This window comes from Streptomyces sp. NPDC018833, from assembly GCF_044390825.1.
Taxonomy (GTDB): Bacteria; Actinomycetota; Actinomycetes; order Streptomycetales; family Streptomycetaceae; genus Streptomyces.
On record NZ_JBIRZM010000002.1, the window covers coordinates 515,396 to 539,715 of the forward strand.

15 protein-coding genes and 3 pseudogenes are annotated in these 24,320 nt (G+C 71.5%); 14 read left to right on the forward strand and 4 right to left on the reverse strand.

From position 1 onward, the window contains the following. From ACH5AF_RS06190 to ACH5AF_RS06200, 3 genes are all read right to left on the reverse strand, one after another. Positions 1-1,332, reverse strand: a complete 1,332-nt coding sequence (locus tag ACH5AF_RS06190; RefSeq protein WP_398900245.1) for an ABC transporter substrate-binding protein — start codon at positions 1,330-1,332, stop codon at positions 1-3. A 30-nt stretch (positions 1,333-1,362) separates the two neighbouring features. After that, the gene (locus ACH5AF_RS06195) at positions 1,363-3,042 is read right to left on the reverse strand and encodes a glycoside hydrolase family 13 protein (RefSeq protein WP_398900246.1); all 1,680 of its coding nucleotides are present in this window, start codon (positions 3,040-3,042) and stop codon (positions 1,363-1,365) included. 217 nt (positions 3,043-3,259) lie between these two features. Then, on the reverse strand, positions 3,260-4,531 hold the full coding sequence (locus ACH5AF_RS06200) for an ABC transporter substrate-binding protein (RefSeq protein WP_398900451.1): 1,272 nt from the start codon (positions 4,529-4,531) through the stop codon (positions 3,260-3,262). Between the two features lie 169 nt (positions 4,532-4,700). Here ACH5AF_RS06200 and ACH5AF_RS06205 point away from each other — a divergent pair, with 169 nt between their 5' ends. The 5 genes and pseudogenes from ACH5AF_RS06205 (at position 4,701) to ACH5AF_RS06225 (ending at position 11,243) form a co-directional block, all read left to right on the forward strand. Further along, positions 4,701-5,207 carry a PadR family transcriptional regulator gene (locus ACH5AF_RS06205; RefSeq protein WP_398900247.1) on the forward strand — a complete coding sequence of 169 codons (507 nt, stop codon included), beginning with the start codon at positions 4,701-4,703 and terminating at the stop codon, positions 5,205-5,207. Positions 5,208-5,437: 230 nt separating this feature from the next. Continuing rightward, positions 5,438-6,181: an ABC transporter ATP-binding protein gene (locus tag ACH5AF_RS06210; RefSeq protein WP_398900452.1), complete on the forward strand. Its 744-nt coding sequence runs from the start codon at positions 5,438-5,440 to the stop codon at positions 6,179-6,181. A 2-nt stretch (positions 6,182-6,183) separates the two neighbouring features. Beyond that, positions 6,184-8,505, forward strand: a complete 2,322-nt coding sequence (locus ACH5AF_RS06215; protein ID WP_398900248.1) for an FtsX-like permease family protein — start codon at positions 6,184-6,186, stop codon at positions 8,503-8,505. Between the two features lie 268 nt (positions 8,506-8,773). After that, positions 8,774-9,554 (forward strand): annotated as a pseudogene (locus ACH5AF_RS06220) (ferredoxin-NADP reductase); the annotation flags it as partial. 243 nt (positions 9,555-9,797) lie between these two features. After that, on the forward strand, positions 9,798-11,243 hold the full coding sequence (locus ACH5AF_RS06225) for a glyceraldehyde-3-phosphate dehydrogenase (RefSeq protein WP_398900249.1): 1,446 nt from the start codon (positions 9,798-9,800) through the stop codon (positions 11,241-11,243). Positions 11,244-11,486: 243 nt separating this feature from the next. Here ACH5AF_RS06225 and ACH5AF_RS06230 read toward each other — a convergent pair whose 3' ends face one another. Next, the gene (locus ACH5AF_RS06230; protein WP_398900250.1) at positions 11,487-12,074 is read right to left on the reverse strand and encodes an SRPBCC family protein; all 588 of its coding nucleotides are present in this window, start codon (positions 12,072-12,074) and stop codon (positions 11,487-11,489) included. A gap of 417 nt (positions 12,075-12,491) precedes the next feature. Here ACH5AF_RS06230 and ACH5AF_RS06235 point away from each other — a divergent pair, with 417 nt between their 5' ends. The 9 genes and pseudogenes from ACH5AF_RS06235 (at position 12,492) to ACH5AF_RS06275 (ending at position 24,276) form a co-directional block, all read left to right on the forward strand. Beyond that, positions 12,492-14,549 (forward strand): nitrate- and nitrite sensing domain-containing protein, encoded by a 2,058-nt coding sequence (locus ACH5AF_RS06235; RefSeq protein ID WP_398900251.1) that lies wholly within the window; start codon positions 12,492-12,494, stop codon positions 14,547-14,549. Beyond that, on the forward strand, positions 14,546-14,992 hold the full coding sequence (locus tag ACH5AF_RS06240; RefSeq protein ID WP_398900252.1) for a roadblock/LC7 domain-containing protein: 447 nt from the start codon (positions 14,546-14,548) through the stop codon (positions 14,990-14,992). The genes ACH5AF_RS06235 and ACH5AF_RS06240 overlap by 4 nt, the downstream gene beginning before the upstream one ends. A gap of 425 nt (positions 14,993-15,417) precedes the next feature. Continuing rightward, a pseudogene (locus ACH5AF_RS06245) lies at positions 15,418-15,675 on the forward strand (glycine cleavage T C-terminal barrel domain-containing protein); the annotation flags it as partial. Continuing rightward, positions 15,665-16,258 carry a sarcosine oxidase subunit gamma gene (locus ACH5AF_RS06250; RefSeq protein WP_398900253.1) on the forward strand — a complete coding sequence of 198 codons (594 nt, stop codon included), beginning with the start codon at positions 15,665-15,667 and terminating at the stop codon, positions 16,256-16,258. The pseudogene ACH5AF_RS06245 and the gene ACH5AF_RS06250, both read left to right, overlap by 11 nt. A gap of 632 nt (positions 16,259-16,890) precedes the next feature. Next, positions 16,891-17,313, forward strand: coding sequence for a hypothetical protein (locus tag ACH5AF_RS06255; protein WP_398900254.1), 423 nt, complete (start codon positions 16,891-16,893; stop codon positions 17,311-17,313). Next, positions 17,303-17,959, forward strand: a complete 657-nt coding sequence (locus ACH5AF_RS06260; protein ID WP_398900255.1) for a hypothetical protein — start codon at positions 17,303-17,305, stop codon at positions 17,957-17,959. The genes ACH5AF_RS06255 and ACH5AF_RS06260 overlap by 11 nt, the downstream gene beginning before the upstream one ends. 2 nt (positions 17,960-17,961) lie before the next feature. After that, positions 17,962-22,724, forward strand: a pseudogene (locus ACH5AF_RS06265) (putative T7SS-secreted protein). 7 nt (positions 22,725-22,731) lie between these two features. Beyond that, positions 22,732-23,487, forward strand: coding sequence for a hypothetical protein (locus ACH5AF_RS06270; protein WP_398900256.1), 756 nt, complete (start codon positions 22,732-22,734; stop codon positions 23,485-23,487). Between the two features lie 30 nt (positions 23,488-23,517). Next, positions 23,518-24,276 (forward strand): hypothetical protein, encoded by a 759-nt coding sequence (locus tag ACH5AF_RS06275; protein WP_398900257.1) that lies wholly within the window; start codon positions 23,518-23,520, stop codon positions 24,274-24,276. Positions 24,277-24,320 lie beyond the last annotated feature (44 nt).

A 24,320-nucleotide genomic window follows, 5' to 3' on the forward strand; every position in this document is an offset into this window, starting at 1 on the left:
TCAGTTCCGGTAGGCCTTGGCGGCCGCGGCCTCGAGCTTCGCCGCGGTGGCCTTCGGGTCGGAGGGGTCGCGGAGGAAGTCCTGCAGGAGCTTCCACTCTCCCGCGCCCTTGGTGCCGCCGAAGGCGGCGGGCGCCTGGTCGGACATGTCGAAGCGGACCGAGTTGCCCGCGCCGATCAGCGACTCGGCGGTCTCACGGGCGATCTCGTCGCCGTACGCGTCGACGCTGACGTTCTTGTTCGGGGACAGGAACCCGCCCGCGGCGGCCCACACCTCGGCGGCCTCGGGGGTCGCCAGGTACTCCAGCAGCCGCATGCCGGCGTCGGCGTTCTTGCCCTCCTTGAGGACCACGGCCGCGTCGCCGCCGCTGACGACCGGCGGCTGCCCGGCGCCGACCCCGGGGAAGGGGAAGAACTTGGCGTCCTCGCCCGGCTTCTTGCCGAACTCGTCCTTGGCCACACCCGCGACGAAGTCGCCTTCGTAGACCATGCCCGCCTTCGGCTCCGGGCCGAAGACCTGCTCGACGGACGCCGGGAAGTCGGTGCGCAGCGCGCCCTGCGCGCCGCCGGCGACGAGCTGCTTGTCCTTGAACACCTCGCCCAGCGTGGTGAGCGCCTTGACGACGCTCTGGTCCGTCCACTTGATCTTGTGCTGGGCGAGCTGGTCGTACTTCTCGGGTCCGGCCTGGGAGAGGTACACGTTCTCGAACCAGTCGGTGAGCGTCCAGCCGTCCTCGCCGGCTATCGCGAAGGCGGGGCGGCCGGAGTCGGAGAGGGTGCGACCGGCCTCCAGAAGGCCTGTCCACGAGCTGGGCTCCGTGACACCGGCCTGGGTGAACGCCTCGGGGCTGTACCAGACGGTCGACTTGTGCGCGGCCTTGAAGTAGAGGCCGTAGTAGTCGCCGCCGACGGTGCCGTAGTCCTTCCACACCGGCGCGAGGCCGTCCGAGGCGGACTTCGCGGTCTTGTCCGACAGTGGCCTGAGCCAGCCCTCCTCGGCGAACTGCTTCAGCACGCCGACCTGCGGCACCATCACCACGTCGGGTGCGTTGCCGCCTTCGATCTTGCTCCCGACGAAGGTGGAGACGTTGTCGCCGGAGGGCACGAAGACGGTCTTGGCGCCGGTCTTCTCGGTGAAGGCGTCGAGCACCTTCTTGAAGTTCTTCTGCTCGCTGCCGGTCCAGACACCGGCCACGGTCACGGTCTGGCCGCTGAGTTCGCCGCCGCTCGCGGGTCCGGTCGTGTCGCCGCAGGCGGTCGCGGTCAGTGCGACGGCGAGGGCCGCCGACACTGTCGCCGCCGTCCGCCGGGTCGTCTTCAGGTTTCGTCGCATGATGAGGGTCCTTCCGAGGGATGGGGCAGGTCAGGAGGTGGAGTCGGCCGTCCACCACGCGGCGGTCGCACCGGGGAGCACACCGTCGGGGCAGGGGCCGCTGGACAGGAGAGGGGTTCCGCCCGCGGGGGCGGGTACGGGCTCGGTGCCGAAGTTGACCGCGCAGATCAGGCCGTCGCCGCGGACCATGGCCAGCACGTGCGGGGGTGCGTCCAGCCAGCGGAGTGTGCCCTCGCCCAACTGCGGGAGGCTGCGGCGCAGTTGCAGGCCCTCGCGGTACAGGTGCCAGAAGGAGCGGGTGTCGGCCAGGGCCCGGTCCGTGGCGTGCTCGGCGAACCACTCGGGCTGCGGCAGCCACGGCCGCGCCCCGGCCTCGCCCTGGCTGAAGCCGAACGGGGAGGCGTGGCCGGACCAGGGCAGCGGGACGCGGCAGCCGTCGCGGATGTGCTTGCGGCTGCCGGTGCGGTGGAAGATCGGGTCGGTGAGCACCTCGTCCGGCAGGTCGAGGACCTCGGGCAGTCCGAGCTCCTCCCCTTGGTAGACGTACGCGGCGCCGGGCAGCGCGAGCATCAGCAGGGCCGCGGCGCGGGCGCGGGCCGCGCCGAGTCCGCTGCCCTCGACGCCGGGTTCGCCCGCGTACCGGGTGACGGTGCGGACCTGGTCGTGGTTGTTGAGCACCCAGGTGACGGTGGAGCCGGTGCCGGCGATGTCGCGTATGGCCTCGTCGATCGTCGAGCGGAACGCGTCGGCGTCCCAGGGGGCGCTGAGCAGGTCGAAGAAGAAGGCCTGGTGCAGTTCGTCCGGCCGGACGTACAGGGCGTGCTCGCGCGCGGTCGGTACGGAGACCTCGCCGACGAGCAGGCGGTCGCGCCCGTCCTGGGCGGCGTACTCCTCGCACACCGCGCGCCAGCGGCGCCACACCTCGTGCACCTCGGGCTGGTTCCAGGCGAGCGGGTTGACCGAGTCGCGGGCCCGCTCGTCGGCGGCGGGGTCGTCGGAGTCGGGCAGTGCGGCGTCCTTGTAGAGGCCGGCCGCCACGTCGATACGGAATCCGTCGACGCCCCGGTCGAGCCAGAAGCGCAGCACGCGCTCGAATTCCTCGCCGACGGCCGGGTCGCGCCAGTTGAGGTCCGGCTGCTCGGGGGTGAACAGGTGCAGGTACCACTCGCCGGGGGTGCCGTCGGCGTCGGTGGTCCGGCTCCATGCGGGCCCACCGAACATGGCGCGCCAGTTGTTGGGCGGTTCGCTGCCCTCGGCGCCGCGGCCGGGGGCGAAGTGGAAGCGGGAGCGGGCGGGGCTGCCAGGGGCCGCGGCGAGGGCTTCGCGGAACCACGGGTGCTCGCTGGAGCAGTGGTTGGGGACGATGTCGAGGAGCAGCTTGAGCCCGAGCCTGCGGGCGTCGGCCACCAACCGGTCGAACTCGTCAAGGTCGCCGTAGACGGGATCGACGTCGCAGTAGTCGGCGACGTCGTAGCCGTGGTCGTGCTGTGGCGACGGATAGAACGGGCTGAGCCAGATGCCGTCGACGCCGAGCTTGCGCAGATACGGGAGCCCGGCCCGGACGCCGGCCAGGTCGCCGATGCCGTCCCCCGTGCTGTCGAGGAAGCTGCGGACGTAGACCTGGTAGATCACCGCGTCGCGCCACCACGGTTCGGGAGTCGTGGCACTGCGGGAGGGGCGGCCGATGCCGGCCGGAAGCGTGCTGAGCATCTCGCGTCGACCTGTTTCTGCTGGATGCGAGGGCGCCCCGGATCGGGTGCGCTGTTATGCATGCATGTTAAGTAGCCATGACGGCCGAGTGTCAACGATGCGTCCAGAAAGAATCCCAAAACTGGGGTGATTTGCCCACCTACGCGCCCTTTTACAAGAGCCAGTGCCTACCTAACATGTAACTAGGAAGACTGCCCGACGGAGGTGGGAGATGGGCTCAGCCCCTGCGGGAGATCGCTCCGAGCTCACTCGCCAGGCGCTCGACCGCCTGCTCGGGTGTCTGGCGCAGCGCCATGACGTCCTGCGCGACCCCCTGCACGGCCAGGCTCACCTGGTCGTAGCGGGGCGACTTGGGGCGCGGCTCGGCCGACAGCACACTGCGGCGCAGCGTCGGCAGATACGGATGGGCGGCGATCAGCGCCGGATCCTCGTACAGCGCGGCACGCACCGGTGGGAGCGACCCCTCGGTCAGCACCTGGCGCTGAACCCGCTCGCTGGTGAGGTACGCGATCAGATCGGCGGCCGACTTTGGGTACCGCGCACGGCTGCTCACCGCCAGATTGGAACCGCCGAGCACGCTGGTGCCCGGGCCGTCGGGGCCGGGCAGCGGCACCACTCCGAACCGGCCGGCCACCTTGGAGTCCTCTGCGCTCGCGTCGGCGTGCACATAGGGCCAGTTGCGCAGGAAGAGCAGCCGGCCGTCCTGGAAGGCCCGGCGGGACTCCTCCTCCTTGTAGCCGAGCGTGTCGCGGGCGATCCAGCCCTCGCGCACACCGTCCGCGAGGAAGGCGAAGGCGGCGCGCGCCGCGTCCGAGTCCACGGTGACCCGGTCGCCGTCGTCCCGCAGGATCGAGCCGCCCGCCGAGTGCACCGCCTCCGTCACGTTGACGGTCAGCCCCTCGTACGGCAGGAACTGGCCCGCGTAACCGTCGAGGCCGTGACGGGGTGCGACGGTGCGGGCCTGACGGGCCAGTTCCGCCCAGGTGCGCGGTGGCTTCTCGCCGGCGCGGTCCAGGACGTCCTTGCGGTAGTAGAGCAGCCCGGCGTTGGTCACGTACGGGACGGCGTACAGCCGCCCGTCGAAGGTCGCGGTGTCCACCACGGGCCGCAGGAAGGTGTCCAGAGGGAAGCGGTCGCGCTCCAGCGGAGTGATCCAGCCCGCCGCCGCGAACTCCGACGTCCACGCCACGTCGATGTTCAGCACATCGAACCGGTCGCTGCCCGAGCGCAGTTCGCTGATCATCTGTGCCCGTGTCTCGTCGGCCGAGTCCGGCAGCTCGACCAGGGTGACCCGCTCGCCCGGATGGTCCTCGTTCCAGTCCTCGAGCAGCGGCGGGAGGTAACCGGTCAGGTCACCGGCGGTCACCAGCGTCATCGGGCCCCGGCCGCCGGCGTCCGCTCCCCCGGCGTGCACCTCGGCCCCGGCATAGCCGGCCAGCACCACCGCCGCGGCCAGGAGAGCCCTACCCGCGGCACGCATCCACCGCATAGGTTCCTCCCGGTGCACGATCCGGCTGCGCCTGCCGACCATCGTGGCCTATATATACCTGTTAGGCATAGGCGATACTAGACGTCCAGGCACACCAAGGCAGGCGGCCGGTCCGTCGGCCCGCTGCCCGGGCAACAGCAGACTATGCAGCGGGAGAGAGGGGGAGCGCGTGCGGCTGCCGCTCCTGGCGCTCCTCACCCGTGGCCCCGCACACGGTTACGAGCTCAAAGGGGACCTTGAGAAGCTCCTGGGCGCCGCGTACCCTCAGCCGAATATCGGCCAGATCTATGTCACTCTCGGCCGACTGGAGAAGAGTGGTCTGATCGCCGGCGAGGACGTCGAGCAGTCGGGCCGGCCCAACAAGCGCACGTACCGGCTCACCGATGCCGGGCGTGAGGCCGTGCTGGCCTGGTTCGATGAGACCGCCGACGAGCCGCGGGTGCGGGACGAGTTCTTCATGAAGCTCGCGCTCGCGCCGCAGTCGGGGCTCGCCGACCCGATCGCCCTGATCAACAAGCAGCGTCGGCAGTACCTCAACACCATGCGGGAGCTGTCGAAGCTGGCCGCGTCCGAGGACCGGGACAACAAGGTCTCCCAACTGCTGATCGAGGGCGCCATGCTGCATCTGCAGGCCGACCTGGACTGGCTGGAACGTTGTCAGGAGGAGCTGGAATGAGCGACGACGCCGCGGTTTCCGGCGAGCGCCGGGGATCGGGCGCGGCCGGCTCCGGTGGCCGCGGCCGACCCGGCGGGCCGGAGGAGGGCCACGGCGCCGAGGCGACCGGGGACCGGGCCGTGGCCGGGCGGCAGCAGGCGAGTGCGGATGTGCCGGAGCCGGGTGCCGCCGGAGGCGGGCCGGGCCGCGGCGCCGCGAGCCTCCGTTCCGCCCCGCCCTCGTCCGGGCAGGTGAGCGGCCCCATCGTGCGCGCCGAGGGGCTGACCAAGACCCACTACGGCGAGGGTGCCGCGGTGCATGCCGTGCGCGGTGTGGACCTGACCGTTCAGCCGGGGGAATTCGTGGCGGTGACCGGTCCCTCGGGCGCCGGGAAGTCGACATTGCTGCATCTGATCGGCGGGCTGCAGCGCCCGGACAGCGGGCGGCTGTGGCTCGGCGGGGAGCGGGTCGACGAGTACCGGGAAGCCCGCTGGGCGGTGCTGCGCAGACGCAGCATCGGCATCGTGTTCCAGTTCTTCAACCTGGTCTCCAACCTCACCGTCGCCGACAACGTGGAACTGCCCGCGCTGCTGGCCGGTGCGTCGCCCAAGGCAGCGCGCGCGTCCCGCGCCGAGCTGCTGGCCGAGCTCGGGCTCGAAGGCCGGGAGCGGTCCATGCCCGGCGAGCTGTCCGGCGGCGAGCAGCAGCGCGTCGCGCTCGCCAGGGCGCTGGTCAACCACCCCGCCCTGCTGCTCGCCGACGAGCCGGCCGGCAGCCTGGACAGCAAGGGCACCCGGGAGGTGCTGCGGCTGCTGTCCCGGTTCCACCAGCGCGGACAGACAATCCTGATGGTCACCCATGACGCCCGGATGGCGAGCGCCGCCGACCGCGTCATCAGCTTCTTCGACGGGCGCATCGCCGACGACGCGGTGCTGGGCGCCGGGCACCGCGCTCCGGGCGGCGGAGTGTCCGGCGTACTGGAACTGAGGGACTGAGCGTGCGCGCCACTCTGCGCTGGGCTCACGCCGACTTCCGGGCACACCGTGGTGAAGCCCTGTTCGTCGTCCTCGCCAGTGCCGGGGTCATCGCCTCGCTGCTGCTGGCCGGTGCCCTGTTCGGTTACGCGGCCAACCCCTGGCAGCGGGTCTTCAACCAGTCCCAGGGCGCGCACATATGGCTGCACACCCGCGCCGGCGCCGACACCGCCGGTCTGTCCCGGCTCGACGGCGTCGCCGCGCTCTCCGGTCCGTACCGCACCGCGACCACCACGGTCGGGTCGCGGGGCGCACGGGCGGGTGTGGAACTGCGCGCGGCGGGGGTCCGGCCCCCGGACACGGGCCGGCCACTGGTCACGTCGGGCCGCTGGCTCGCCCCGTCGGACGACGGCGCCGGGGGCGCGGTCGTGCTGGAGACGTCGGTGGCCAGGGCGCTGTGGGCGGAGCCGGGCGACACGCTGCGGGTCACGGCAGCGGACGGACCGGCGAGCACCCTGCGGGTCGTCGGTGTCGCGGAGGCGGCGGAGCCGCGTTACCGGCCGGGCGGCGAATCCGGCATCGGCTGGGTGCTGCCCGGCGCCCTCGACGCGGTCGCCCCCGGCGCGCGCGGACAGACCGTGGGACTGCGGCTGGACGACCCGGACGACACCGACTTCCTCGTGCAGCGCGCCGTGACGCTCCTGGGCGCCGACCGGGTCTGGAAGGTCGCCAAGTGGCAGCAGGCGCGGGCCGAGGCCGGCGGTGACGACCGGCTGCTGGGGCAGTTGTTCGCCGTGTTCGGTCTCGGCGCGCTGCTGGCCGCCGCTCTGGCCGCGTCCGGGGCGATCGCCGCCCGGGTACGCGGGCAGCTCAGGGACATCGCGGTGCTCAAGGCCGTCGGGTTCACCCCGGGGCAGGTGGTGCGCGGCTTCCTGGTCCAGCACCTGGCCTTCGCGCTGCTGGGTGTCGCGCTCGGCACCGTGGCGATCGCCCTGCTGGGGTCCCGCATTCCGGGGCGTATCGGTGACGCGGTGGCCCTGTGGCAGGACCTGCCCGGTCACACGGCACTGATGGTCGGCGTGCCGTGCGGTGCGGTCCTGCTCATCGCGGTCGCCACCGGTCTTGCGGCCTGGCGGGCCGGACGTGTGCCCCCGGTCCCGGTGGCCCGTGCGGCGCTGCCGACCGCCGCGCCGATGACCGCGCTCGGCAGACGGGCGCTCGGCATGCGGATGCCGCCCGCGCTGGTGCTGGGGACGCGCGCCGCGTTCTCGCGCCGGGGCGGTGCGCTGGTGGCCGTGCTCCGGCTGGCGCTCCCACTGGTCCTGATCACCGTGGCGCTCGTCGCCTGGTCGACGCTGGACCAGTTCCGCAGCCATCCCGACCGGGTGGGCCTGCCGGCGGCGCTGACCGTGCGGGCCGAGCAGCCCGGCGGTCCGACGGACGCGGAACTGGAACGCACCCTCGCGGGCGTCGACGACGTCGCCGCCGTCCATCCCGGTGTGGAGACGGCGGCCCTGGTGCCGGGGCAGACGGGCACCATCACCCTGCGCGGGCTCGGTACCGCACACGAGCCGTACCCCCTCGCGGTGGTGGAGGGCCGGACACCGGGTGGTCCGGACGAGGCGGTCGCCGGCCAGGGACTGCTGGATCTGCTCGGCGTACGGGTGGGCGACTGGGTGCGGATGACCGTCGAGGGACGGCCGCAGATCCTCCACGTCGTCGGCCGGAGCATCGAACCGGAGTCCGGCGGCCGGATCATCTCGACGACCGTCGACACCTTGCGCGAACGCGATCCCGGTCTGCGGCCCGGGTTCCACGCCCTGGTGCTGCGCGACGGCGCCGACCCGCGCGCGGTGAGCGCGGAGCTCGCAGAGGCGGGCGGCGGCGCGCTGGAGATCCGCGAGACCCCGAACCCCGCGGACCGCCTGGAACCGGCACGCGTGGTGATCGCCGCACTGATCGTGGTGCTCGCGCTGATCGGCCTGATCGAGTTGCTGACCCTGATCGGCACGGGCGTACGCGAGCGGGGCCGCGATCTGCTCGCCCTCAAGGCCATCGGTCTGACGCCCCGGCAGATCGGGGCGGTGATCGTGACGGCGGCGGGCCTGACGGCCCTGCTCTCCGCCGCGCTCGGGACGGTTGTGGGCGCCGTGGCGGGCACGCGTCTGGTGGACACCCAGGGCGCGGCCGGCGGGATGGGTGCGGGCATCGCGCAGATGCCGCCGCTGCCCCTGCTGGTGGTGCTGATCGCCGCGGCGGTGCTCGGTGCGACGGCTGCCGCCTCGGTGCCAGCGGCCCGCACGGCCCGCCGCAGGCTGGCGGATTCGCTGAGCGAGACGCTCTGAGCGGAGCGGGACGCCGGGGCGCGCCGACGGTGCGTCAACTTCCCCTGTAGGGCAGGGGCATCGCCACCGCCGACGGCTCGCGCGCAGAGCAGCGCGCGGTGCCCGGGACCCGCGCGAGCAGTTGACGCCCCGCGCGAGCGGTTGACGCCCCGACAGGAACCGGTCCCGGCAGGAACCGGTCCCGGCCCGCGCGGACGCAGTGGCCCGTCGCACCCCGTGCCGGCAGCGAGTTGCTCGGATTTCCTACTCGGGGGTAGGACCGAACGGGCGCGCGGCGAAGGTGCGCGAGGTGATGCTGCTCGGGCGCCGAGGCCCCCGAGGACGCGGCGTACACCTCGTCCGAGCCGCTCACCCTCAAGCACCTGGACGGTGTGGAGCTGGTCGTCGACGACCACGATCCCCGGACCGGTGCCACGATCGACGCGGCCGGGCCCAAGGACAAGGCCGCGGTCCTGCGGGGGGTCACCCGCGACACCGTCGACTGGTCACTCCCGCCCGTGTCGGGGCGGCGCATCGTGTTCCGGTTCCATTCCGCGCCGGTGGAGGTGCTCGGCGACGGCAGGGTCCGTGCCGTGCGTGTCACTGGGGCTTCCAGAGAGCAGGAGGTGCCCGTCGGCATGCTGCTGCGGGCGGTCGGTTACCGCGGCGTGCCGGTCGCCGGGCTGCCGTTCGACGAGGCGACGGGCACCGTCCCGCACGAGCGGGGCCGGGTGACCGGCCGGCCGGGGAGGTACGTCGTGGGCTGGATCAAGCGCGGCCCCTCGGGCGGCATCGGCGCCAACCGGGCCTGCGCCGCCGAGACGGTCGGCACGCTGCTCGCCGACGCCGTCGACGGTTCGCTTCCCGCGCCGACGGCCCTACCGAAGGCGTTCCACCGGCTGGTCCGGCGCCGTAACCGGCAGGTCATCGACGCCCGCGGCCTGGCCGCCATCGACCGCACGGAGGTGACGCGCGGTCGCCGTGCCGGCCGGCCGCGGGTGAAGCTGGCGACGGTGGGCGAACTGGTGGCGGCGGCGAAGGGCGGCCGCCGGCGGGCCCTGCCACGCTGAAGCACCCGGTGCGCGTGGGCGCGACACGTGGGCGAGGTTCGTCACGGCACTGAAACGGCATGACGCCGGAACGGAACGGGACAAACCGCTTTGATCTCGCCCATCTTGGCCCGACAACGACGGGCTCCGCGTCCCGGTGTGACGACGGGACGGTCACAACATCCCGCTCGGGCGGCACCGCGTGAATGATCGAAAAGACGGGGGGTTAGCATATGAGCACCGCCTAGCTCGAAAGATAATCCTGTGACTGTCACCGAGGACTCGTTCACCAACTGGAAGACCCGCGAGGAGATCGCGGAGTCGATGATCCCGATCATCGGGAAGCTGCACAGGGAGCGGGACGTCACCATCCTGCTTCACAGCCGCTCCCTGGTGAACAAGTCGGTGGTCAGCATCCTCAAGACCCACCGATTCGCCCGTCAGATCGCGGGTGAGGAACTCTCGGTCACCGAGACGCTGCCCTTCCTTCAGGCCCTCACCACGCTCGATCTCGGCCCTTCCCAGATCGACATCGGCATGCTCGCCGCGACGTACAGGACCGACGACCACGGCCTGACGGTGGAGGAGTTCACCGCCGGGGCCGTCGCCGGCGCCACGGGCGCCGGCAAGATCGAGCGCCGCGAGCCGCGCGACGTGGTCCTCTACGGGTTCGGCCGCATCGGCCGCCTCGTCGCCCGCCTGCTCATCGAGAAGACCGGCTCCGGCAACGGCCTGAGACTGCGCGCCATCGTCGTCCGCCGGGGCGGCGAACAGGACATCGTCAAGCGTGCCTCGCTGCTGCGCCGCGACTCCATCCACGGCCAGTTCCAGGGCACGATCACCGTCGACGAGGCGAACAGCACGATCATCGCCAACGGCAACGAGATCAAGGTGATCTACGCGGGCGACCCGTCGGAGGTCGACTACACGGCGTACGGCATCAAGAACGCCATCCTCATCGACAACACCGGCAAGTGGCGCGACCGCGAGGGCCTGTCGAAGCACCTGCGCCCGGGCGTCGACAAGGTCGTCCTGACCGCGCCGGGCAAGGGCGACGTCCCCAACATCGTGCACGGCGTCAACCACGACATGATCAAGCCGGACGAGCAGATCCTGTCCTGCGCGTCCTGCACCACCAACGCCATCGTGCCGCCGCTGAAGGCGATGGCGGACGAGTACGGCGTCCTGCGGGGCCACGTGGAGACCGTCCACTCGTTCACCAACGACCAGAACCTCCTGGACAATTACCACAAGGCCGACCGCCGCGGCCGCTCCGCACCGCTCAACATGGTCATCACCGAGACCGGTGCCGCGTCCGCCGTCGCCAAGGCGCTGCCAGACCTGAAGGCGCCGATCACCGGCAGCTCGATCCGCGTCCCGGTGCCGGACGTCTCGATCGCGATCCTCAGCCTGCGCCTTGGCCGCGAGACCACGCGCGACGAGGTCCTCGACTACCTCCGCAACGTGTCGCTGACCTCGCCGCTCAAGCGTCAGATCGACTTCATCACCGCCCCTGACGCGGTGTCGAACGACTTCATCGGCTCGCGCCACGCCTCGATCGTCGACGCCGGCGCCACCAAGGTCGACGGCGACAACGCGATCCTCTACCTGTGGTACGACAACGAATTCGGCTACTCCTGCCAGGTCATCCGCGTCGTCCAGCATGTCTCCGGGGTGGAGTACCCGACCTACCCGGCCCCGGCGGTCTGATCTCGCCGGACTGTCCGCCCCGCTGTCCCGGTCGGCGGACTGGCGGGTGGGAGAGCGACGGGATGCCGAGAGGCATCACTTGCTCTTCCACCGCCGTCCGCCGTCGGCGGCTGCACAGCCGCCCGGCGTCGTGCACAACGGCCAGATCGACGTGGTGAACTCCACGAACCCCTCGTCGCGGTCCACCCTGCGCCGTGGCACGGTGCTCGGGGGATCGCGAACGCCTCTCCGGATGGGGTGACTTCAGCCGTTCACCGGACGTCCACCGGGAAGGGCCGCGCGCCGCTCCGACTCCTGCTTGAACGCCGAGAGCGAGGCCGCGACGGTCGCCTCCCAGCGCTGGGCCACGACGCTGCCCCACCACTGGCCGAGCGCCCACAGATCTGTGCCCATTTCACCGGTGTACTCCAACCGCGTGCCCGGCCCGCGTTCGCTGAGTTCGAACGATTCGACGACCGCCGGGACGGGCCCGCGGACCAGGCGGAAGCCGACCCGCTCCGGGCGGGTGAACTTCACCGTCTCCACCGTCGTCGCCGTCAACCGCCCGCCGGCCACGGGGGTGTGGTGCGCCGCGAGCACCAGGTCACTGCCCCGCTCCAGCACGGCCACCTTCTCCCGCATCGCCCGTGTGGTACGGCCGAGATAGGGCTGGGCGATCACGTCGAAGACCACCTCGCGCGGTGCCTCGATGTCGACCGTCTGCGGCCCCAGGGTGCGGCTGCGGCGTCCGACACCCACATCCAGCGGGAGTGCACCCGTCACCAGACCCAGATATCCGGCCACCGCGCCACCTGCGGCCCCGACGGCCACCAACCCACCGATCCACGCCATCTGGAGCACCCTTCTGTTCAGCCTGTTCTCCGCCTCGGGTTGAGGCTATGGCGGAAGCTCACTCAGATCGGTGAGCGCGCCCACCTCCATCGAGCGCGCGTCCGCCTACCGTGAGCGGAGCCGTCACCCGATGAAGGAACAAGGGCGTGCTGTCCTGCCGGCTCCACCGGCACACGGACGGCACTGCCTTCGGCTCGCCGACCACAGCGGACCTGCGCCGGGAACCCGCCGCTGCCGGACTGCCCGCGCCCCGCACCGAGACCTGAGGGCCCCGGCCTGCCCGAGCCCCGTTCGGCACCGTGTTACGGACAGATGGCACGGCCCGCACGGGGCGGCCGCACCATGGTGAGGGGGGTGCAACGGCCCTCTTACGGACAGGAAATGGCGTGCTGACGGTCGGTCTCTAGCGTCGGTCGTGTGACGGGGAACGCCAAGCCGGGGATCGGCCGCATCGCACGTGCACTGCCCGGTTGGAAGACCATCCGCGGGCGGGTTGCCGTCGTGCTGGCCGTGCCGACATGTCTGCTGCTCGTCCTCACCGGGCTCGCGGTCGCGGATCGCGCCGCCGACTGGTCCGCGGCGCGCAAGACCCGGGAACGGGTGGACCTCGTGCTCCAGGTCCAGGCGCTCGTAAGGGATCTGCAGCGCGAACGCGGGCTCACCAACGGCCTGTTGGGCGGTGCCCGCCAGTACCGCGACGACGTCGACGGGCAGCGCCTGCGCTCCGACAAGGCCCGTGCCGACCTCGCCGCGCTGCTCGCCGAGGGCGACAACGACCCCGAGACCGCGTCTGCGGTGGAGGGAGCCCGGGTGCGGCTGACGGAGCTGGCCGCCGTACGGGCCGAGGTCGACGACGGGTCCGCGGACCGTGCGGCCACCCTGCGTTTCTACACCTCCGCCATCACCGCGCTGATCAAGGCACAGTCGGCGGACGGAGACGACGCGGCTCGCGGCGACAGGGCGCTGGCCGACGGGATGGACGCGCTCCAAGCACTCGCCGACATCGAGGAGTCCGTGGCGCTGGAGCGCGGCTCGCTCAACGGAGTGTTCGCGGCGGGGCGCTTCAGAGGCGGTGAGTATCTGGCGTTCACCGAGGTACGGGCCGCCCGGGTCGCCGCCCTCGGGCAGTACGCGCAGTCGGCCACCGAGGCCCAGCGGGGGGCGCTCGACCGTGCGTTCGCGACCCGCGACGCCAGGCGGGCCACCGGCCTGGAGCAACGCGCGGCGGCCGGCGCGGACGGGTCCCGGCTGAACGTCGACCCCGACGTGTGGTGGCGGTCGATGACCGTGCTCGTCGACGACCTGCACGCCGTCCAGCGGAGCGTCGGCGCGGACGTACGGGACAGGGCAGGGCAGCTCAGCAATGACGCGACCGGCCAGCTCGGGGGCTTCCTCGGACTCGGCGTGCTGATCGTCGCGCTCGCCACCGCCCTCGCCGTCCTCTCGGCCCGCTCCATCACACGCCCGCTCGGCGCACTGGCCCAGGAGGCGGACGAGGTGGCGGGTGCACGCCTGCCCGAGGCGGTCCTGCGTATTCAGCGGGCCGACCCGGACGACACCGCCGCCCGCCTCACCCTCGAGCCGCCCGGATCAGGGCCGGAGCCCGGATTACACGATGACGCGCAGGAGATCGCCCTGCTCGCCGCGGCCCTTCACAATGTCGAGCGGACGGCCGTCGGCCTCGCCGCCGAGCAGGCCGTCCTCCGCCGCAACACCTCCGAGTCGCTCGCCAACCTCGGGCGCCGCAACCAGAGCCTGCTCCGCCGCCAGCTCGGCCTCATCACCACGCTGGAGAGCCAGGAGGTCGACCCGGACGCGCTCGCCGAGCTCTTCGAGCTCGACCACCTCGCCACCCGGATGCGCCGCAACGCCGAATCGCTGCTCGTCCTCGTCGGCGAGCACGGGCCGCCCCGTACGTGGACGGGCACGGTCGGTGCGCTGGAGGTCGTCCAGTCGGCGGTGTCGGAGGTCGAGCAGTACCAGCGGGTGGCGGCCGTGGACGTCGAGCCGTGCCGGATCCGCGGCCACGCGGTCGCCGAACTGTCCCACCTGCTCGCCGAGTTGATTGAGAACGCCCTCGTCTTCTCACCGCCGCACCACCCCGTCGAGGTGTACGGCTGGCGCGACGGAGCGGAGTACTGCCTCGCCGTCGTGGACCGCGGCGTCGGCATGACCGCCGAGGCGCTGACCCGCTCCAACGCCCGTCTGTCCGGCAAGCAGAGCTTTCTCGTTGCACCCACCCGCTTCCTCGGCCACTACGTCGTCGGTCGGCTCTCCGCCCGCCTCGGCGCGCAGGTCGAGCTCCGCGAGACCGAGGGCTCAGGCATCACCGCATACGTGGCCCTGCCGCCCGCGCTGCTCGCCGCCCCCGCCCCTGTCGACCAATCACCGGGCAAGGACCAGATCAGGTCCATGCTCAGCGGCTTCCGCGAGGGCGTCGCCCGCGGCGTGGCAGCCGGAAAGGACAGCGCATGACCCTGACGACCGGCACCCCGCTCACCGGCGAGGCGCAGAACTTCAATTGGCTCATCGCCGAATTCGTACGGACAGTCCATGGCGTCGCCGACGCGGTCGCCGTCTCGTCCGACGGGCTGCTCCTGGCTGCCTCCGATTCCCTGGGCCGCGACCGCGCCGACCACCTGGCCGCCGTCGTCTCCGGCATCACGAGCCTCGCCCTCGGCGCGGCCCGGGCCAACGGCCGGCACGGCGGCGGCGGTGTGAGGCTGGTGATGATCGAGATGTACGGCGGCTTCCTGCTGGTCACCACGGTCCGGGACGGCAGCTGTCTGGGCGTGGTCGCGGCGGAGGGCAGCGACGTCGGCATGATCGGCTACGAGATGGGGGTGCTGTCCGACCGCGTGGGCGGCTTGCTCACGCCGCGGCTGGTCACCGAACTCCAGATGGTCGCTACGCGCTGAGGCGCGTCTTCCGTCCAGGCGGCGTGTCCTCCAACTCGACGAATTCGCAGCCGCGTTGACGGGTCCGCGGAGCGCGCGGAAGGCGTTCTGCGTTTCGGTACGGGGAAGACTGCGGCCGCGCGGCAGCCTCGATCCGGAAGGTGCGGATACCACGTCCGGCTCGCCGGCGACCGCGGTCGGCGTCGCCCCAGCCAGGCGGCCCGCAGGACGGGTCGCGCGGTGCGGTCTCCATGGGGCGCCGGTGATCCGCCAGGCGCTGGACGCGTTCTCGGCGTAGCCCTTCTTCAGCAGGTCCGCCCCGGTGCGCCCGGCGCCCTTGACCAGGACCCGAATCGACGATGTCGCCATCCCGGCGCACCCAGGGCGAGAGGGGAGGCGGTGCGTGCCTCCGCTCCTTGGGCAGCCGGGGAATCGCCCCGGTGTACGGCGCGGGGTTGCCACGCGCCGGCAGCGCGGTCATCGCCACCAGCATCATCCCCGCACCACCGGTACCCATGCTGGGCCATGTCACCTCCAGCTACCGCAGCGACGCCCTGCGGCGGACGTTCGCCCTGGCCCTGGTGCGTTCGGGAAGCCGGCGCATCGGCGAGACCCTCTACGTCCGGCTGGACGGCCGGACCGTCCCGGTGACGGTGACCGAACCTGTGCTCTTCGACAAGGAGGGAGCTCGCCGTGACGGTTGAGACGCCCACTCGCCTCAGTCCGCTCTCCGGGTGGCAGGACCGCTTGGCGCAGCTGTCCGCCGGACTGCTGCTGCGGGAACTGCCTTTCCTGACCCAGCTCGCCCTGCGGCTGCGGCCCGGCAGTCCGGCGGCCCAGGCCGTCGAGTCCTCGTTGGGCATCACGCTGCCCGGCCCCTTGCGCGCCGAGATGTCGGACGACGTCAAGGTGCTGTGGATGGGCCCGGACGAATGGCTGCTGGTGGCCCCCGAGGGCCAACAGGACGACCTCGTCGCGCATTTGCGGGTGGCCATCGGTGACGAGTTCGCCACCGTCACCGACGTATCGGCGCAGCGCACCACGCTGGCCCTGTCAGGGCACCTCGTCCGCACGGTGCTGGCGCAGGGCTGTGCCATCGATCTGGACCCGCGGGTGACGCCCGTCGGCTCGTGCCTGACAACGGTGCTGGCGTCGGCCCCGATCACCCTCGTGGTGCGGGCGGAAGCGGCCTCCAGCGTGTGGCTGCTGGTCCGCTCCTCGTTCGCGTCCTACCTGGCCACCTGGCTCGTCGACGCCTGCACGGAATACGGTGGAGGCACCGGATGAGCATCAGCGTCTTCGACATGTTCAAGGTTGGTTTCGAGCCCTCAAGCTCCCACACGGTGTCGGCAGGAAGTCATTCGTGTCGATCACCGCGCCGGCGCGGACCAGCTCGTCACCGTCGGACGCGACGCCGAACGCCTGGCGCCGGCCCGCGCCGTCAACTGGGACTGCGAGGGCCGCATCCTGCTCCGTGGGGCAACCGGTCCGTCGTCTCAGCTGACCCTGATGCTCCCGAGCCGGCGTCGTGCCCGCATGAGGCCGCGGCCCTGCGCCAGGGGGCTCCGCGAGCGGCCGCAGGCATACGAGACGGCAGGGGCGGACGGGCGGGCCGGTTCATCCCGCCCTCTGACTTCCGGCATTCCCGCCGGCATCACGGATCCAGCTACGGCACAGCTGTGTTCCTTCCGACGCAAGGGCGGCCGCCGTCGGCCCGCCGACACAGGACGCGCCGCCCGGGCGCGTGATGTGTGGGCACGGTGTGTACGTCGTCGTGAAAGCCGGTTGACCCAGCGCACGAACCGCCACGGCGCGGGCGGTGACCCCGCTGATCCTCTGAGTGGACCTCGAGAACCGAACCCCCATGGCATGCGTCTTGATCAACGGTGCCGTCAGTCACCTACGACGAGGGAGGGGCCGTGGAGCAGGCAAGGACAGCGCTCGCCGAGCGAATTGCCGAGCGGAGAAGGGGAGTCGGTGACCCTCGCGCCCTGGTCGGTGAAATGCGGCGTTCGGTCCTTCTCGTGCCGATGACCGGCGGAGGTCTCTGGTCGGCGCGGTCGGGCGGGGTTCGGTGGATCTGTGGGTTCACCGACGAGGCCGCCCTGGCCCAATTCGCCCTGCGGCACGCATCCGGTGATCAGCCCATGGAGTACGCGGCGCTGCTGGGCGCGCGCATCGTCGACGAGGTCGTGCCGTCGCTGGGCGAGCCCGCCGGCCTCGCCGTCGACATCGCCGCGGAGGACGGGTCGATGTTCTTCCCGCCGGTCGTCGGCATCGTTCCGGACGGCGTCGCCGTCGACTCCGGTGAGGCGGAGGAGGGGCGCGGCCTTGGGCGCTGACGGGGGCGACCTGCAGTTCGACAAGGCGTCTGTCGCCAAGTTCACGCAGGGCGTGGGCGCGACCATCGACCAGCTCGGTGATCTCGGTGGCGCCACCGGCTCAGTGATGGGCAAGGGCTTCTCGGAGCTCTCGATGACGGGGATGGAAGCCGGACACCACGGCCTCTCGGTCGACTTCGAGGACTTCTGCGAGCGCTGGGAGTGGGGTGTGCGCGCCCTGGTGGGCGACGCCAGCGCGATCGCGAACCGCCTCGGCCTGGCGGCGGGCACCCAGTGGGAGCACGACCAGTACGTCGAGGGTGCGCTGAAGGTGGGCGTCAACTCCGTGATGGGCGGCAACCCGCACGCCACCGAGGAGGAGATCACCCAGCAGGGCTGGGGAGAGGTGTTCACGCCGGACTACCTGAACCCGGACTGGAGCGACGAGTCGTGGGACCGGGCCGGTCAGGAGATGGCGCAGACGTGGAAGGACACCGGCCGCACCGTCCTCACCGAGGGCCAGGGCGGCCGGCAGTCGGAGATGCTCAACGACGCGCTCGGCATATCCGACGACCAGTGGAACCAGGCGCTGGACGAGACCTTCGGCCCGTCGCCGGAGGAACGCGCCCAGCAGGCGCAGCAGCAGGGTGATTCCGGGGGGAACTGAGCATGGGTATCGGCGACTTCATCAGCGACATCACGCCCGACTCGGTCGAGAAGGTGGTCGAGGACGGCGTCGAGTGGGCCGGCAACCGGGTCGAGGACGCCGGGAACTGGACCGCCGACCGGCTGGACGACGTCGGCTGGGAGTCCGGTGCGGACTGGGTGCGCGAGCAGTCCCGTTCGGTCGCCAATCGGATGGGCGCCGAGGTCGACGAGATGGATCTCGGGCAGACCGAGGACAAGACCAAGCTGATCTACGGCAGCCCGGACAAGATCCGCTCCACCGCCAAGCAACTCCGCGGCTTCCAGACGGCCTTCGACAACGCCGGCGAAGGCCTCAAGGGCCTCGACTCCTCCCGGCTCAAGGGCGAGGCGGCCGAGGCGCTGCGGACAGCGGTGCGCACCCAGCCGCCCAAGTGGTTCACCGGTGCCGACGCCTGTGAGAATGCGGCCGCCGCGCTGGAGGCGTTCGCCGGCACGGTCACCTGGGCACAGGGACGGGCACAGGCGGCGATCGACAAGTGGAAGGAAGGCACCAAAGCCTCCGCGGACGCCGCCGACGCCCACCGCAAGAAGATCGACGACTACAACAGCGCGGTCGAACGCTACAACGCCCAGCCCGCCGACCAGCGCAACCCGTCCACGCTCCCGCCCTGCCCCGCGCCGACGTTCGCCGACCCCGGCAAGAAGCTGATGCAGGAAGCGCAGGACATCCTCGCCCATGCCCGCGAGCAGCGGAACACAGCCGCGGAAACCGCTCGCACCGCGGTGCGCGCCGCCCGCGACAAGGCCCCGGAGAAGCCGTCCTACGCCGACCAGTTGCGCGACGGGCTCCAGGAAATGCAGATCATGGGAGACCACGTCGGCGGCGGCATCATCAAGGGCACCGCGGGGATCCTCAATTTCGTCCGCCAGGTCAACCCCCTTGACCCGTACAACATCACGCACCCGGCCGAATACGCCACGTCCCTCAACAACCTGGCCGCCGGACTCGTCCTGGCCGCCAACGACCCGGTCGGCACCGGCAAGCAGATGATCAACGACTTCATGAAGGACCCGTACGAGGGCTTCGGCCGTCTGCTGCCGGACGCCGCACTCACGGCGGCCACCGGAGGTGGAGGTGCGGCCTTCAAGGGCATCCGGCTCGCCGCAGACGCCGCGAAGGCCGCACGGTTGCGCAACCTGATGGACAACGCCCCGGACGGCACCCACAACACCCCGGATGGCGACCGTGAGCAGGGCGGCGACCCGGTAGACCTCGCAACGGGCCGGATGTACCTGCCCCAGACCGACGTCGAACTCCCCGGAATCCTGCCGCTGGTCTTCACCCGCCGCACCGAGTCCGGTTACGCGGTCGGCCGCTTCCTGGGGCCCGCCTGGACGTCCACCGTCGACGAGCGTCTGGAGATCGACGCCGTCAGCGTCGTCCACGTCACCGCCGAAGGGCTCCTGATCCCGTACCCGCACCCGGTCCCCGGCGCGTCCACCGCACCGGCGACGGGCAGGGCCCGCACCCTGCTGGCCCGCGACGCCGACGGCGACTACACGGTCACCGCCCTCGACAGTGGCCTGACCTTCCACTTCGCCGCCCCGTCGGGCAGCGAACCGGGCGGCGACGGCGACGCCTGGCTGACCCGCATCACCGAACCCAACGGCCACACCATCACCGTCGACCGCGCCGAGGACGGCCTGCCGCTGGCGCTGGTCCACTCGGCGGGCCACCAGGTCACGCTGTCCGTCGCCGACGGCCTGGTCACCGCCGTGTCCTTGGCCGGCGCGCGCGAGGACGGCGCGGACCTGCCCCTGATGGCCTACGGCTACGAGGACGGCAACCTCACCGCCGTCACCAAGCCGTCAGGCGCGACCACCACCTTCGTCTACGACGACCGCCGCCGCGTCATCGCCTGGATCGACTCCAACGCAAGCCGCTACGACTACGTCTACGACGACCGCGACCGCGTCGTGGCGGAGGGCGGCGAGGCGGGCCACGTCCAGATCACCCTGGCCTACTCCGATCCCGACCCCGAGACCGGCCACCACAGGACCACGCTCACCACCGCCGACGGGCACGCGACCCGCCACCTGTTCGGCCCCGGCTGCCGTCTCCTGGCCGTCACCGACCCGCTCGGCCACACCACCCGGTTCACCTACGACCCGCGCGGCAACCTCCTGACCCGCACCGACCCGCTGGGCCTCACCACCGCCTTCTCCTACGACGAGCACGACCGGCTGATCTCCGCCGTCCGCCCCGACGGAAGCGAACTGCGCACCGCGCGCGGCCTGTTCGGCCTCCCGGTGGAGGTCGTCGGGCCGGACGGCACCCGCATGCTCCACGAGTACGACGAACGCGGCAACCGCACGGCCGTCACCGACCAGGCCGGCACCACCACCCGCTACACCTACGACCACGCCGGCCGGCTCACCTCGCTCACCGACGCCCTCGGGGCCACGACCCGCGTGGTGTGCGACGCGGCGGGCCTGCCCGTGGAGGTGACCGACCCGGGCGGCGGCGTGACCCGCACGGAGCGGGACGCCTTCGGCAGGCCGGTCCGCGTCACCGACCCGGTGGGCGGGGTCACGCGACTGGAGTGGGACGCCGACGGTCAGCTCGCCCGCCGTACGGGCCCCGATGGTGCCACGGAGTCGTGGGCCTACGACGGCGAGGGCAACCTGCTCTCCCGCACCGACGCGTCCGGTGGGGTCACCCGCTTCGAGTACACCCACTTCGACCTGCCGGTCGCCCGCACCGGACCCGACGGCGCACGGTTCGAGTTCGAGCACGACGTCGAGCTCCGTCTCACCCGTGTCCGCAATGCGCAGGGGCTGACCTGGACCTACGAGTACGACGCGGCTGGCAACATCGTCTCCGAGAGCGACTTCGACGGACGTACCCTCACCTACCGTGTGGACGCCGCAGGCCGGCTCGCCGCCCGTGTCGACGCGCTCGGCGGAACCATCTCGTTCGAGCGTGACCAGCTCGGACAGGTGGTCCGCAAGGACGTCGACGGCCGGGTGACCGCCTACGCCTACGACCGGGCCGGCCGCCTGCTGGAGGCGGCCGGACAGGACGGGGACCTGCGGTACCAGTACGACCGTCGCGGACTCACCAAGACCGAACTGGTCGACGGCCGCCCCATCATGTACGCGTACGACGTCCTGGGCCGCCGCACGCGCCGCACCACACCCACCGGCCATGTCACCTCCTACGCCTACGGCGCCGACGGGCAGGCCCAGCGCCTCACCACCGGCGGCCACCGCGTCGAGTTCACCCACGACGCCGCCGGACGCGAGCTGGCCCGCGTGTTCGGCGACGCGATCACCCTGACCTCCGCCTGGGACGAGGCCGGACGGCTCTCCGAGCAGCACATCACCGCCGCAGGGCGCGCCGTCAACAGCCGTGCCTACGCCTACCGTGCCGACGGCCACCTCATATCCGTCGCGGACCGGCTGTCGGGCACCCGCACCTTCGAACTCGACCGGGCGGGCCGGGTCACCGCCGTCCACGCCCAGAGCTGGACGGAACGGTACGCCTACGACGCCGCGGGCAACCAGACCTCGGCGTCCTGGCCCCCGGCCACCCCGGCGGCGAGGCAACCGGACCGCGCGCCTACACCGGAACCACCGTCACCCGCGCCGGAGGCGTCCGTTTCGAGTACGACGCCCTCGGCCGGGTCACCCTGCGCCAGAAGACCCGCCTCTCCCGCAAGCCCGACACCTGGCGCTACGAGTGGGACACGGAGAACCGCCTCACCTCCGTGACCACCCCCGACGGGACGCGGTGGAGGTACCGATACGACCCGCTGGGCCGCCGTACCGCGAAACAGCGCCTGGCGGCCGACGGCGAGGGCGTGGTCGAGGAGGTCCGGTTCACATGGGACGGCCTGACGCTGTGTGAACAGACCAGCCACCGGCCGGACCAGCCGAACGCGATCGCCCTCACCTGGGACCACCGGGATGTCGTCCCCCTGGCCCAGACCGAGCGCATCCTCACGGCCGACGACCGCCAAGAGGAGATCGACCGCCGTTTCTTCGCCATCGCCACGGACCTCATCGGCACCCCCACCGAACTCGTCGACGAGTCCGGCGACATCGCGTGGCGCTCCCGGTCCACCCTGTGGGGCACCACCGCCTGGGCCCGCGACAGCAGCACGTACACCCCGCTCCGCTTCCCCGGCCAGTACTACGACCCCGAGACCGGCCTCCACTACAACTACTTCCGGCACTACGACCCCGAGACCGGCCGCTACACCTCACCGGACCCGCTGGGCCTGGCTCCCGCACCGAATCCGGTCGGGTACGTGGACAACCCGCTCAGCGGGTGCGACCCGCTGGGCCTGGCGCCCAAGTACACGAAGGAGGAGAAGGAACAGAAGCGGATCGCCAAGATCCTGGACGATGTCGCCGAGAGGGCGCAGAACGGTGAGATCAAGAAGCATCCGAAGTACCACGGGGACACGCGCCACGGCTTCACCGACGAACGCGTCCTGGAGATCCTGAAGAACCCCGATGCCGTGTACCAGTCATCGGGCCAGGCAAGGAACTTCGTCTTCCGCAAGGACAATGACATCGCCGTGGTCTACGGGCCCGGCTCCAAGCAGGGCCAGGCCATCACCGCCTACGGTGAATCGGGCATCAAGGGTGATTCCGGAGCGGCGGCTCTCGGTGGCAAACCCACGGACCCCGGTGCACCGGTGACCCACGAGGACATCGTGCAGGGCAGGATTCCTACCGAGGACGGCTACATGGCCCCTGCAAAGCAGATCAGATGAGGCAGGAATGAGCATGAAGCTGACGTTCGACGGCGGCTGGCGCGCGACAGTGACGGACGATCCGCTGCACATCACCCCCCGCTTCGGCCACTCCGTGGACATCGCGCCCTTCGCGAACGTGATGGAGCGTGAGCGGTTCCTCGCGGACACATTCGGCAGCCAGGAGCGGCTGTGGGACGCGCCTGACATCCTCCGGTTCGACAAGGCGGGCCGAGAGCTGGTCGGGGCTGAATTCTACTGGCCGGAAGAGTCCGCCTCCGCCGAGGAGGTCGCCCGCCTTCCCCTCACGCCCGCGGTACGCGCGGGCGGGCTCCGTGCCGATGAGGTCCGGGACTTCCGGCATGAGAGGTGCGCGGTGCTGTGCCGTGCCCCCCGGGACACCGTGCTGACCTGTCTACGCGACCTCGACGTCCTCGACGAGCCACTGGACGCCCGCATCGGCATCGCCCCCGACATGGCACTCCTGGTCCAGCACGGCGCCGTCGTCGGTTGGAGCCTCACGGATCCCGCGCAGTACCTGACCACCCCGTACACCGACCCCGACCCCGCCCCGCCCTCCCCCGCAACCCGCCGCCTGCTCACCGAATGCCTGGACCTGGTCACCACGCCGGTGGTCGACGACCTGGTCGACGGTGAACCGGCCGCCCTGGCCCGCCTCCGGGCCGCCGACGAGGCCCTGCGCGAGCAGCGCGAGGACCGGCACCGGGCCGACGCCCTGCGCGAGCTGATCGCCACCTACGTGGAGGACTACGGGAACTGGTGAACGAGGACGACCATGAGGCGGCAATACACCATGAAACTCACCCTCGACGGCGACTGGACCGCGACGGTGACGGGCGATCCGCTGCACATCACGCCGCGTTTCGATTTTTGGGACTTTCGTCTGCGCATCGCAACGTACGCAAACGTCAAGGAACGCGGGCGGTTCCTGCTGGACACATTCGGCAGCCAGGAGTGGCTGTGGGACGCGCCTGACGAGCTCCGGTTCGACCGGGCCGCCCGGGAACTGGTCGGCGCCGAGTTCCAGATCGCCGGTGAGTGCGCCGATGCCGAGGACTCCACCCGCATTCCCGCCACACCCCCCGTCCACCCGGGCGGCCTTCGCGCGGACGAGGCCCGGGACTTCCGCCTGGAGGTGACCACGGAGCTCTGCCGCGCCCCCGGGGACACCGTGCTGACCTGCCTGCGCGACCTCGACGTCCTCGACGAGCCACTGGAGGCCCGCATCGGCATCGCCCCCGACGTGGCACTCCTCGTCCAGCACGGCACCGTCGTCGGCTGGAGCCTAACCAACCCGGTCCGGTACTTGACCACTGGGTTCGCCGACCCCGACCCCAACCCGCCCTCCCCCGCCACCCATTGGCTGCTCACCGAATGCCTGGACCTGATCACCACGCCGTTGCTGGACGAGGTGAGGCGCCGGGATCCGGCCGCCCTGGCCCGCCTCCGGGCACTCGACCACAGGCTGATGAACCAGCCAGAGGACCGGCACCGAATCGACGCCCTGACCGTGAAGATCGCCGACCTGGTGGAGGATTACGGGGACTGGTGACGGTCGGTCGGGGACGTCAAGGAGGCTTCCAGGCTCCAGCAGTG